Source organism: Candidatus Eisenbacteria bacterium (assembly GCA_018831195.1).
GTDB lineage: Bacteria > Eisenbacteria > RBG-16-71-46 > CAIMUX01 > JAHJDP01 > JAHJDP01.
The window spans coordinates 33,852-46,474 of the sequence record JAHJDP010000031.1; the positions used below are offsets into that span (position 1 = coordinate 33,852).

A 12,623-nucleotide genomic window follows, 5' to 3' on the forward strand; every position below is an offset into this window, starting at 1 on the left:
GATAGAGAAACGCCCTGCCGGGACAAGAAACTCCGGATGAACAGATGCATCTTGCCGGCCGGGCGCCCCTTTTCAATCCGCCTACGCCGTTGTGTTTATCTTATGCGAAGCCACCTTGAATTGACTGAGCAATTTCTGCAGTTCAGATGCCATCTCCGTCAATTTCTCGGAGTTGGCCCGTGTCTCCACCGCACCCGCCGCTGCATCGCCCGCCGAGTTGTTGACACCTTGAATGTTTGAGGAGATTTCATTGGCGCCTTGCGCGGCTTGACTTGCATTATTGGCAATCTCACCGGCTGCCGTCGAGGCGCCGCTAATGTTACTGGCAATCTCATTTATCGTCGCGGATTGCTCTTCAACAGCGCTGGCAATGGTTTGTGTGATTGAATTGACTTCCGTAATGACGTCGGAAATCTCCTTTATCGCTTCGACCGCATTGCCGGTGTTTGATTGCATCTCCTGAATCTGCCGCCCGATTTCTTCGGTCGCCACGGCGGTCTGCTTCGCTAATTCCTTGACTTCATTGGCGACAACGGCAAATCCCTTGCCGGCCTCCCCGGCCGAGGCCGCCTCGATGGTGGCATTCAGAGCCAGGAGATTTGTCTGATCGGCGATATCGCTGATTGCATCGAGCACTTTGCCGATTTCTGCGGAGGAGCTGTTCAAGCGTTCCATTGTTTCCCTTGTTTGTTTTGTTTTGGAATCGGCCGATATCGCAATAGACGCCGCCTGCCCACAGTTCCCCGCCACTTCGCTCAATGATGAACTCATCTCCTCAATCGAGGAGGCCACGGTATTTACCGAAGTGGACATTTCATTAGCGCCGGAAGCCATGTTCACAATATTTGTCGAAAGTTGCTCTGTCGCCGCTGCAACATTGCTTGCCTGGCCTCGCATAACTTCGGAGCTCGACGCCAAGTTGTTGGATGTCACGGTCATTTCTTCAACCGAGTCCAGCACAGTGCGAGTGTGCTCCAGGACTTGAGAGATAACGGTTTGGATCTTTTCCGCAAAGATATTGAACTGACCGGCCATCCGGCCGATTTCATTGTCAACCGAATCATCCAATCGGGCGGTTAGATCGCCATCCCCCATTGCAATTTCCTGCATCGCGCGGCCCGCCGCACAAATCGGCTTTATAATAATGGCGCTTAGCATAAGGGATGAGGCAACAAGCGCGATTGTCACGAGAAGCAGGATTCCCTGAATCTTGAACTGGAGATCCCGCGCTTCCTTTCGGATGGCGGTACCTTGAGCTTGCACTTCGGCGTCGATGAAGTCGATATACTCACCGGTGCCAAAAACCCAATTCTTCTGCGGATATAGTTTCACATAAGAGAGTTTCGCGTATCCTTCGTCTGTTGTTCCGCCGCCCGATTTTGGTTTGGGCCAGTAATAGGTGACCGTTCCCGCGCCCTTTGCTTTCACAACGGCATTCATATCGACAAAGAGGTTCGTCTCTTTGATATGCGACACCTCTGCCGCGTTTTTGTTGAAGATCCTTCCATCATGAGCGATTTTCTCGAATTTCTTCTTATCTCTGAAATCGGAGATGTCGGTGCCATCGAGTTTTGGAACCGTTGGGTGCATGACCATTTTCGGTTTCGTGGGATCTACGGGATCATACGAGTGAATCCATATATAGGCGGATCCATACTGCAGATTTTTCACGAGATTCAGACACTCCGCTTCGGACCCTCCCGCCATCTCACACTTCGTTACGGCGGCAATCGCCAGATCAACCTGCGCACTCAATCTTGAGGCAACCGCCTCTTCATATTGCGCCCGCAACCCCTGCAATCTACCATCCGTCTTACTTTCCATACCGGTCATGATAACAATCTGGACGACGGTCATTCCCAAAATGACAGGGACAACGACCCCGATAAGCATCTTTGCACGAATACTGGAAAACAGCTTCCCGGAAAGGATGGCAGGCATGGCGCAACTCCTTATTTTTAAACTCCTTGCACGGTTCTTGTCGCCGGCGACAGACAGGCCGGTGTCCACATCGGAGTTAAAACAGTGATGTTCATTAAATCGGTGACGCGGGAGGGGATCTGTAATTTTCGTTGCGGGTGTGGGCCGGAGAGAAACTATCTCTATATCGCCCTTTCAGACCCCCTTGGGCCCCCTTGGAAGACTGGGATTTCGACCCAAATTCGTGTGGATCCCCAATCCCCTGAGGCCCTACGATCAGGATATGACCCTCGGTGACACGACATATTCGAGACCAAAGATCGCCGTGCTGATCCTTTGCGCCGGCGCCTCACGGCGCATGCGATTTCCAAAATTTCTTTTGGAGATTCAGCGAAAATCAGCGGTGTCTCTGATTTCCTCCATCGCATTGGAACAGCTGGAGGGACCAGTGGCGATTGTGGCGCGGCCGGAGGAGCGAGAGATTATTGAAACATTATCCGGATTGCCGGATTCTCAACGCTTGTACATCATCGAAAACTCAGATCCGGATGCGGGCCGGACGGGTTCGATCCAGGCGGGATTGCAACACTTTTCAAGACTCAGTAGTGAATCACCATCCGGCTGTTTAATTTGGCCGGTTGATCTTCCGCTGGTTCGCCCGCAAACTGTGCGGCGCCTGGGTTATAAGTTGGAATGGTCCGGTCCCTCGGCGGTCATCATCCCGACTTGGGAGAGCCGAGGTGGACATCCCGTCGCCGTCGGCAAGAACCATTGGCCCGCTTTGTTTGAGATGGGCCCGGATACTCCTCTCCGGGAACTTTGGAAAGATCCAAAATGCTGTATTGAAATGTTGCCGGTTGAAGATCCTGGTATCCGGGTTGATCTCAACACGCCGGAAGAGGCGGAGCGCTGGCTAGGGGCTCCCGCACGACCTTGGTCGCCCTAATCTTATGCACTCGAGTTTCATACGCTTGAGTCGTTACACTCTTGGGCTATTATGAACCTGGTTTCATGAAACCGAAAAGATGGAGATATGATTGAAATCTTGAACAAAATGATCGAACTCCTGCAGCGTGGGGAAACCTTTGCTGTGGCCTCGGTGCTCCGCGCTAAAGGATCCCCGGGACGGATCGGTCACAAAATGATAGTTCGATTCGATGGCTCCACGATCGGGACCGTCGGGGGCGGTTCAGTGGAAGAGCAAGTTAAAGCCGACGCCATGAATGCGCTGAAAAAGGGCGAAGGGATTTTCAAAGCCTACGACCTCTCTCAAAAATCACCCACCGGCATCGACAGTCTATGCGGAGGAAGACAAGACATGGCCATCGAGATTGTTCCCGGAAGGCCTCATCTTTTAATCATGGGCGCGGGTCATATGGGCCGCAGTATCAGCGACCTCTGCCGGCTTCTCGATTATGGCTACTCGGTCGTAGACGATCGAGCGGAGTTGACGAATCGAGATGACTGGGATAACGCGCAGGGTGTTTTTTGTTCTGATCCGGCTGAGTTCTTGCGTACCGCCGATGTGACACCCTATACGCATTTGCTGATCATGAATTATACACATCAGCTGGACGGCGAGTCGTTGCAAGCGGCGCTGGAGCGTTTCCCCGGCATTATCGGCATGATCGGCTCCACTCGGAAGCGGGACGCCATTTACAAGTCACTATCGGATAAATTGCGGGAAAAAACCTCATCCGTCAGATGCCCGGTCGGGTTGACATCGATCCCGGCAAGATCCCCCGCCGAGATCGCCGTGGCGATTCTTGGTGAGATCATAGGAGACCGGTACGGAGCCTAACGCCCGGGAGGACTCCGCTTAATATGTTTAGGAGATTCGCGGTATGCCTTTTTCATATTCCATTGATCTTGAGAAGGGTGTTGTAAATGTCAGAGGCTGGGGTGAAATATCATGGGATAATCTCAGCGAACACCTTGGCCACCTTCTCTCGGATCCGGCCCTGCCGCATCCTTATCGGCATCTTGTGGACCTGCGCGAAGCTGAAAATTTCACTTTGACTTCCGATGACGCCCGGAAGACGGCCGCTCTTTTTGCACAAAGGCCGGCACTCATAGACGGCAGGCTCGCCTTCATTGCAACCGAACCGCTCGTGTACGGCATGGTCCGGGTTTTGCAGGCCGTGTCCAGGAAAACTATCAATATCGGTGTCTTCTCAAACCGGGCTGAAGCGGAAGCCTTCCTTGAATTGTAATACCAGAAATTCATTGAATTATAAATCCACAAGTTTTCTGTTTGTATATGCATGGAGACCGCAATGACAGGAAGAACAAAAACCGCCCCTGCATTTTCGCTTCCCGACAAGGATGGCCGGATTGTCAATCTGTCTGATTTTTCCGGCAAATGGATTATACTTTATTTTTACCCAAAAGACAACACCTCGGGCTGTACGCTGGAGGCCATCGACTTCACAGCTATAAAAAAGGATCTGGCAAGGAGAAATGCTATTGTCATCGGTGTGAGCCCCGATCGCCCCGACTCGCACAAGAACTTCATCCAGAAACACAGGCTGGATGTCCTGCTGCTGTGTGATGAAGAGAAGAAGGTGCTGAAGAAATATGGAGCCTGGGGACTCAAGAAGAATTATGGCAAAGAATACGAAGGCGTCATCAGAACAACAGTTCTGATTTCACCTGACGGCAAGATCGCCGATATCTGGCCTAATGTCAAAGTCAGGATCAAAAGATCCGGCGGCGAAGTGAAACACGCCGATGCCGTCCTGCAGAGGCTGGATGAACTGAATTAGCCCGGGAAATTCAGGGGGGTTGGAAATCATGACGTCACAAGACAATTCGAGCAAAATGAACGAGACAATCCGTCTCCTCCACGAACGGGCGAGTCTGCGAAGTTATGATGACCGGGCAATCGAGCCGGAGGTTATGTCGGCAATCCTTGAAGCGGGCATGCATGCCCCTACCGGGGGAAATCTGCAGCCGTACTCGATTATTCAGATAAATAAACCGGAGACACTGGAGAAGCTCGGAGAGATGTGCGAGCAGAAATTCATCGGTACGGCCCCGGTCAATCTGGTCTTCTGTCTCGACTTGCGACGGAATAGGCGCTTGGCCGAAATCGGCGTCGCTCCTTATACAGCCCAGCACTCCTTCCGGCATTTTTGGGTGGCGTTCCAGGACACATTGATTGCCGCGCAAAATATCTGTACCGCGGCCGACGCCTTAGGTCTCGGCTCATGCTATGTCGCGACAATATTGGAGCATATTGAGGAGATCTGCCGCATGTGCCGTCTTCCGGAGGGTGTCTTTCCCATCGTATTGCTCACTCTGGGATATCCCAAAACCAAGCCCACGATCAGAAAGAAGTTCAGCACCGATATCATGGTTCATAAAGAGACCTACAAGGATATCCCCGATGACGTACTCTATAGCGCCTATATTGAGAGAGAAGACAACAAACAACTCATCCTCAATGAGGATCGCCTGGAAAAGATAAAGCGGGTCTGTCAGCGCACGCACGGCGAAGACTATGCGGAGAAATGTGAAGAAGCGATTAAGAAGGCCGGCTATATCAACCCTGTTCAAAACAGATTCGGCCTGCACTACAAAGCCGATGAGATGCCGCAGGGGAATTTGGATTTTCTTGCTCAGCTCGAGAACCAGGGTTTTGATTGGTTCAAGGAGTGGGTCCCCAGGTCAGATTGAGCGTGGAGGCATCTTCCTAAAAAATTTCCAGAATAATCATCCTACCCTAGACTGAACCTGACGTCCCATCGCATCGTCTAATAGCTGAACTCATTGACAGATCCAAGAGGAGCGCTTGACCGCGAATGGCTCTTGAGAATGAAAACGCCGTTATCCGGCGCTGCCAACGCGGCGAAATCGACGCCTTTGAGACCATCTATCATTATTACGAGGAACAACTTATGGCGGTGGCGTTCCGCCTGCTGAGCAACCGCGAGGAGGCCGAAGAGGCCCTTCATGATGCGATGTTCAAGGCCTACCGCAAAATAGGACAATTCCGCCATCAGGCCTCGTTCTCAAGCTGGCTGCACCGGATCGTCATCAATATCTGCTATGACCGGTTGCGCAAAATGAAACGCCGCGGGGCACAGAAGCCCTTGGAGGAGCTCGGGGAGATCGGCAGGGAGGACAATATGGAACTGCGGCGGCGCCTGCATGAAGCGATTGCCGGGTTGCCTCCAAAGATGAAGACCTGCTTTGTGCTGTTCGTGCAGCAGGGGTACAAGCAACAGGAGATCGCCGACATGCTGGATATCAAGTTGGGAACGGTCAAGCTCCATGTTTACGAAGCCCGGACCCGTCTGCGCGAGACTCTGGCCGATCAAATGTGAAAGGGGTCGGCTGAAGTCTATGATGGAAGTATCTGAAAGAAGAGTCCGACAAAGATGATTCATAGAAGTGTTTCATAGAGGTGTCCACCCGATGAATTGCGACAAGTATCGACAGCGCGAGATTGGTGAAATCACACCGGACGAATTCGCCCGACACGCAGAGACGTGTCGGATCTGCGGAGACGCCCTCCGCATCGATCGCCGTATCGAATCCGAGGCGGCCGGCCTCCCGATTCCGGATCCCACTCCCGGCCTCTGGTGGAAAATCGCCGTCGATCTCGAAAGGGAACAGATCCGCGACCGATTGCTTTGGCGTGATCTGTCGGCTCATCTCAAGAAATGGATCCGTCCACAACACCATCCGGTGTTGAAAATCGCCGCTGTATCCGTTCTTGCGATCGGCCTGGCTTTCATCTTATACCCGCGCTCCTCTCCAACCATCAGGAGAAATCTGTTAACAGAACAGGCGCTCGATCGGGCTGAAGCGCTTGAAAACGAATATGTACAAGCGATCGAGGAACTGGAGTTGCTTGCCCAACCGCTGATCGCCGACATTGATACCGAGTTGCGGCTGCACTATCGTTCACGCCTCGAGACGATCGATACGCAAATTAGACGCTGCCGCGCCGCGCTGGAAAGCGATCGCGGCAACGCTCATATTCGGCGCTATCTGCTCACCGCCTATCAGGATAAACAGGAAACAATAGCCAACCTTATTAGACTATCCGAACAATCAAAGAAATCTCCAAGGATGAGAAAGGAGCTTGAGATATGACAACTCGAACACGACCGACGATGGGATTTCTCGCACAGTCTATTATAGCATCCGCCTTTTTAATCGCGTCGCCATTTCTCGTCGCATCCCCGGCATCAGCCGGCAAAACCGAGAATTTTACATGGAGTACCGAGATGATCAGCGATGAGGTTGTGCCGACGCATACACTTATTATATCCAGTCCCGGTGGATCCATTACGATCGAACCGAGCGATCAGAACATTATCTCATTGAAAGCGACACTCGAGATGGTCAATGTCGACAAAAGAAATATGGACCGCTTTGCACAAGAAACGAAAGTCACTCTGGAACCGCGTAAGGACAGCTATCAGGTTATTGTTAAAACTCCCGAATCGATTGGGATAACATTGAAAAATCTACCCAGAATCGTCAGGGGTTGTATTGAAGAACTCAAAGGCGGCGGGTGGAACTATTTTCCGTCGGCGGAAGTCGATTTGGAAATAAAAATTCCTCGTGACATGCCGGCGCAAATCGAAACCAGCTACGGCAACGTCTCGGTGACCGGTATCAGCGGAGAGATTGAGATTGTTAATGAAAGCGGCGAGGTCACGCTTCAAGACATTGGGGGCGGCGCCAAGATACGAAACAGCTATGGCAAAGTCAGCGTCTTACACTGCTCCGGCGATATCGCCGTCATTAATAGCAGCGGCGAAGTCGATATCGAGGGCGCCGGCGGCACCGTCGATGTTCAATCCTCCTATGAAGACATCTCCGTTCGGCAGGTCTCAGGAGCCGTCATCCTTCGCAATGAGAGCGGCCGGGTGACAGCGATCGATATCGGTGGTGATGTGCAAATTGAGAGTTCCTATGAGCCGGTGCGGGTCGCGCACGTAACCGGCGGGGCGACGATCACTTGCGAGAGCGGCGCGATCAACGTTCTGGACATCGGCGGCGACGCCCACATCAAAACCTCCTATGAACCGGTCGAGCTGAGCGATGTCAAAGGAAGCGCCGGGATCGACGCCTCGAATTCCGAGATCTCGGTCGAGGGGGTTTTGGGATCCGTCGATATTAAGTCCAGCTATGAGCGCGTTCACGTTTTGAAGGTCGGCGGATATTGCACTGTCCGAACCGAATCAGCGCAAGTGATATTGGGTGAAATCACGGGAGAGGTGAACGTCCGATCGAGCTACGAATCTATCGAAGCCCGCAATATCGGCGGCGCCCTCTCGATCGACGGAGATTCCAGCCCCGTCATCGTCGATAGGGTCGACGGACCCCTCAAGATCCAGAACAGCTATGAATACGTCATCGTGAAGGGCACGAAATCCTCGGTGCAGATCACCGGGAGCAGCAGCCCGGTTGAGATTTCTGAGATCCGCGCCTTCCCCAGCGATGGCCTGATCGATGTCGCCACATCATATGAACGAATCACCCTCTACCTCCCCGCGGATCCTTCGGCCCGCATCCGGGCTGCGACCAGCGACGGCGAGATCGAATCCGACTTCCCCATGACCTACCAGAAGAATGGGGAGTGGAGAGCGGAGATGGAGCTGGGTTCGGGAGGGTGTGAGATCACCCTTGAGACCTCAGGCGACATCTATATAAAGAAGGCTCATTGATCCGGCCTTCCGTCAAAGACCGGATCAGCAGCTTGGGTTGCAACCGCTGGCCGCATTGAAGACCGCCACAATGAAGCTTGCCGTCGTGAATATTTTCATACTATCATAGGTTAGTACTAAATTTTGAAGTTCTCCGGAGGGAAAATGGACTTCGAACGCAGCGTCCAAGTCTTTGAAGATCTTGGGCTTAGTCGACTCGAGGCCGAAATCTATCTTTATCTCGTCCAGAATGCCCCCGCGACCGGGTATCGGGTGGCCAAAGGGCTCAACCGGCCGAACTCCAACACCTATAAGTCCATCGAGACACTGGCTTCAATGGGAATGCTGCTCGCTGAGGACGCCCATCGCCGGCAATGGCGGGCGATTCCCGTAAAGGACCTCCTCGACCGGATGGAGCGCCGGTTCCAGGAAAGAAAAATCTGGGCTGAAAAGAATATCCGTCCCCATGAACCCGTCGAAACCGATGACAGAATCTATCACCTCACAACAACTGACCAGGTTTTCGAACGGGCCGAGTGGATGCTGGAGAGATCCAAACGAGATGCCTTCATCGCCCCATTTCCAAAAGTTTACACCCGCCTATGCGAACCGATTCGCCGGGCGATCTCATGCGGCATTAAGGTCGCCCTCCTTGTTTATGAACCGACTCAGATGCCGGGGGCCCAGGTCGCCCTGCATAAAGACGCCCGTTCTCTCCTCGAGCGCCGGCCGGGACAGTGGCTGACAATGGCAACCGATGCTTCGCAATGGCTGCTGGCCACCATCGCCCCCGACGGCGATACGGTCCAGCAAGGGGTCTGGACCGCCAATCCGATGGTCGCCCGGGCTTACCACCATTGCGCCCACTCGGAATTCCTCATTTCGGCCATGCTGGCCGATCCCGCCGCCCACCATCCGGCACCGGCGCTCTATGACCGGTGGATCCATAAACTGCCCTACCCCAGGGAAAACCCAACGAGAGCAGAGTGAAGCGCAAAGGACGCACCATGAAATCCGGTTCATTCTGGAGACAGAAACCTCTCTGGTGGGCTTATCGGATCGCCATGGGTTTGGCGGTCTTGCTTGTCGTCATGCCGAGTCTCTATCTCGGCATTCATCGATGGATACCCATACCCATGACCTCTTTCATGATCCAGGATCGTCTCCATGCCAGATTCGCCGGAGAGCAGGATTATATATTTCGTTATGAATGGACCCCGTGGCATCAGATCTCCCCACATGCAGGTATCGCCGTTGTGGCGGCGGAAGACCAAAAGTTTCCATGGCATTCCGGCTTCGATGTCGAGGCGATCGAAGAGGCCTGGGAAGATCATCAGAAGGGCGGGCGCCTGCGCGGGGCGAGCACGATTTCGCAGCAGGTCGCCAAAAATCTCTTTCTATGGCCAGGGCGCAACTTTGTTCGCAAGGGTTTTGAAGCCACCTTCACTATCCTGATCGAATTCTTCTGGCCAAAGAAACGCATCCTTGAGGTTTATCTCAATACGGCGGAAATGGGCCGCGGCGTCTTCGGTGTCGGGGCGGCCGCCCGGCTTTACTTCAACAAATCACCCGGAAATCTCACAGCGCATGAATCCGCCCTGCTCGCCGCCGTCCTGCCGAATCCCATCCGTCTTCGCGCTGATAGACCCTCGGCCTACGTCAACCGGCGCGCGGAATGGATTCAAAAGCAGATGCGGCAACTCGGTGGGGCCTATTACCTCAGCGGGATTTGACCGGCGGATCCCTCAACGACAACCTCAACCGGCGTTGATCGGCCGGAGTTCCCAAACCTCCCCTGGACATCCGGCCGCGGCTGCTCCATCATTAGCCGGTCATGACTCCATTACATAAACATAAGCATGGTCACAGCCATGGACACCGACCGGCACCGTCCCAGGCCGGTGACTATCACCGCACCTTTATCATTGGGATCTGTCTCAATGCCGGTTTCGTATTCATTGAGGCCTTGTCTGGAATTATTTCCGGGTCGCTGGCCCTGCTGGCCGACGCGGGGCACAATCTCAGCGATGTCTTGGGCCTTATCCTTGCATGGGGCGCCACCCGGCTCGCAACCCGGGCGCCAACACCTTATCATACCTATGGTTTTCGCCGTTCGACGATCTTCGCCGCCCTGCTCAACGCGATTATCCTGCTGTTCGCCATCGGCGGCATCGCCTGGGAATCGATGCGCCGGTTGAACAATCCCCCACCCGTAGCGGGCGGCACCATAATGATTGTGGCGGCGGCCGGCATTGTCATCAATGGACTGACCGCCTGGCTCTTCTGGTCGGGCCGGCGGCATGATCTCAATATCCGCGGAGCTTTCCTCCATATGGCGGCCGACACATTGGTTTCGGCCGGCGTCGTCCTCGCCGGGCTGGCCATCACACTGACACATCTGCTCTGGATCGATCCTCTCATCAGTTTCATTATTGTGGTGGTCATTTTTGCCGGAACATGGGGATTGTTAAAGGAATCGGTTCTCATGGCGATGGATGCCGTCCCAAAGGGAATCGATCCTGTCGCCGTTCGCGCTTATCTGACGGATCTCCCTGGCGTCACAGCCGTGCATGACCTTCACATTTGGGCGACAAGCACTACGCAAACAGCCCTTACCGTACATTTGGTAAAGCCCGATCCCACAGATGATGACGCGGTGCTCACTCACATTTGCATCGCTCTCAAAAATGATTTCGGTATCAGCCATCCCACAATACAGTGGGAGCGGAACGATTGCGCAGCGCCCTGCGCTCCCCGGTCTTCATGATAAATACACTTTATTATTTCTCTGTAATATAAATATTTCCGTTTGTTGTGCGAATCTCCACGGGAATTTTCCCCCCGCGAATGTCTCCGGTTCCATATAAATACTTCTTCGGGCTGCCCTCCGATGTATCCCAATCCCGACTGCCTTCCGTTTCAATATCAAGTTCTGTGACGAATTGAAAATCCTGACTGCTGTTGCGTGTAAAGGCAATTCTGAGATCGAGGTCCATGGAAAAGCCTTTTGGAACGACCAATCTAATATCGCCATACCCGGAAGCCAGTCTGACACCTTTCCCTTTTCCGTCACCCTCTCCGGTAATCGTGACGTCGATGTCCCCTGCCCCCGTACCGGCCGTCACTGAACCGCCTTCCAACTCGATTTCAATATCACCGCCGCCCGTTTTGGCATGAACGAATTTCGCCGCATTCTCTATATGAATATCACCGCCACCGGTCGTGACATCGGCCCCTTCCGGCGCCTCATCGACATTAATTTCTCCTCCTGCGGTCAAAATCAAAATGGTTTCCGGATCATAATCGTCTGCCGAACCCCCACCGGGCCCTCGTGAATGCCCGGTACGATCGCGCACATTGCGATATTGGACATTCCCACCGCCGGATGTGGCCTTCAGATCTCCAATAACATTTTCGACAAGCACCGGGCCGCCGCCCGTCGTGATTTTTCCGTCCATTTCGCAATCGATGACTTCGATTTCGCCGCCGCCGCTGGTCAAATGCGCCTCGCCTTTACATCTCTTTATTGAAATGCTCCCACCCGCAGTTCTCCCGGAAAAGCGTCCTTCAAGATTGATCAACTCCAATCCGCCGCCATTCGATCGGAATTCGATATCACACATCCTTGGGACTTTAACTCTGAAATGTAACGAACTCGTTTGACGATGCCTGCCCTTCACCCACTCGGCAACTACCTCGCAGCCATCTTGATCTTCTTCAATCGAAATGTTATGATCCTCCACATCGCCGCTATTGTCGTACCAGGCAATGCGGATCACTGATTTGTCCCAGCCCTCAGCGAGTACGGATCCGCCCTCATTTATATCGAGCCTGAGCAACTGACCCGGTTTAAAGACCAGCTCTTCCACCTTCTCGTCCTGCCCGGAGGCCATACCCGTTATAAACAAAAGGCTTATTGAAACCAGAGTAACCCAAAGATTTTCGCGAGCGGTAAGCATATCAATCCCTCCTTATATGGGCGGGCCGCGAACCCGCCTCAGATTCACCATAAACCACTAATACTGATTGGTTGAATAT

13 protein-coding genes are annotated in these 12,623 nt (G+C 53.4%); 11 read left to right on the forward strand and 2 right to left on the reverse strand.

The window, feature by feature from the left end; translation table 11 throughout:
• Nucleotides 1-81: 81 nt before the first annotated feature.
• Nucleotides 82-1,941 (reverse strand): methyl-accepting chemotaxis protein, encoded by a 1,860-nt coding sequence (locus tag KJ970_05770; GenBank protein ID MBU2690417.1) that lies wholly within the window; start codon nt 1,939-1,941, stop codon nt 82-84.
• 262 nt (nt 1,942-2,203) lie between these two features.
• On the opposite strand from KJ970_05770, the gene KJ970_05775 reads away from it, so the two are divergent.
• The 11 genes from KJ970_05775 to KJ970_05825 all read left to right on the forward strand — a co-directional run bounded on the left by KJ970_05775 (nt 2,204) and on the right by KJ970_05825 (nt 11,352).
• Nucleotides 2,204-2,866, forward strand: coding sequence for a nucleotidyltransferase family protein (locus KJ970_05775; GenBank protein MBU2690418.1), 663 nt, complete (start codon nt 2,204-2,206; stop codon nt 2,864-2,866).
• An 87-nt stretch (nt 2,867-2,953) separates the two neighbouring features.
• The gene (locus KJ970_05780; protein ID MBU2690419.1) at nt 2,954-3,721 is read left to right on the forward strand and encodes an XdhC family protein; all 768 of its coding nucleotides are present in this window, start codon (nt 2,954-2,956) and stop codon (nt 3,719-3,721) included.
• Between the two features lie 43 nt (nt 3,722-3,764).
• Nucleotides 3,765-4,133 carry a hypothetical protein gene (locus KJ970_05785; protein MBU2690420.1) on the forward strand — a complete coding sequence of 123 codons (369 nt, stop codon included), beginning with the start codon at nt 3,765-3,767 and terminating at the stop codon, nt 4,131-4,133.
• A 63-nt stretch (nt 4,134-4,196) separates the two neighbouring features.
• Entirely contained in the window at nt 4,197-4,685 is a 489-nt protein-coding gene (locus KJ970_05790) for a peroxiredoxin (protein ID MBU2690421.1), read from the forward strand.
• A gap of 28 nt (nt 4,686-4,713) precedes the next feature.
• Nucleotides 4,714-5,598, forward strand: a complete 885-nt coding sequence (locus tag KJ970_05795) for a nitroreductase family protein (protein ID MBU2690422.1) — start codon at nt 4,714-4,716, stop codon at nt 5,596-5,598.
• A gap of 125 nt (nt 5,599-5,723) precedes the next feature.
• A complete protein-coding gene (locus KJ970_05800) occupies nt 5,724-6,248 on the forward strand; it encodes a sigma-70 family RNA polymerase sigma factor (GenBank protein MBU2690423.1) in 525 nt (174 codons plus the stop codon).
• A gap of 91 nt (nt 6,249-6,339) precedes the next feature.
• The gene (locus KJ970_05805; protein ID MBU2690424.1) at nt 6,340-7,023 is read left to right on the forward strand and encodes a hypothetical protein; all 684 of its coding nucleotides are present in this window, start codon (nt 6,340-6,342) and stop codon (nt 7,021-7,023) included.
• Nucleotides 7,020-8,606 carry a DUF4097 domain-containing protein gene (locus tag KJ970_05810; protein MBU2690425.1) on the forward strand — a complete coding sequence of 529 codons (1,587 nt, stop codon included), beginning with the start codon at nt 7,020-7,022 and terminating at the stop codon, nt 8,604-8,606. Before KJ970_05805 ends, KJ970_05810 begins: the two co-directional genes overlap by 4 nt.
• Before the next feature lie 144 nt (nt 8,607-8,750).
• A complete protein-coding gene (locus KJ970_05815; protein ID MBU2690426.1) occupies nt 8,751-9,575 on the forward strand; it encodes a hypothetical protein in 825 nt (274 codons plus the stop codon).
• Between the two features lie 17 nt (nt 9,576-9,592).
• Nucleotides 9,593-10,318 carry a monofunctional biosynthetic peptidoglycan transglycosylase gene (mtgA, locus tag KJ970_05820; protein ID MBU2690427.1) on the forward strand — a complete coding sequence of 242 codons (726 nt, stop codon included), beginning with the start codon at nt 9,593-9,595 and terminating at the stop codon, nt 10,316-10,318.
• 101 nt (nt 10,319-10,419) lie between these two features.
• On the forward strand, nt 10,420-11,352 hold the full coding sequence (locus tag KJ970_05825; GenBank protein ID MBU2690428.1) for a cation diffusion facilitator family transporter: 933 nt from the start codon (nt 10,420-10,422) through the stop codon (nt 11,350-11,352).
• A gap of 13 nt (nt 11,353-11,365) precedes the next feature.
• On the opposite strand, the gene KJ970_05830 is transcribed toward KJ970_05825, so the two are convergent.
• Complete coding sequence (locus tag KJ970_05830; GenBank protein ID MBU2690429.1) at nt 11,366-12,544, reverse strand: DUF4097 domain-containing protein; 1,179 nt, start codon at nt 12,542-12,544, stop codon at nt 11,366-11,368.
• Nucleotides 12,545-12,623: the final 79 nt, after the last annotated feature.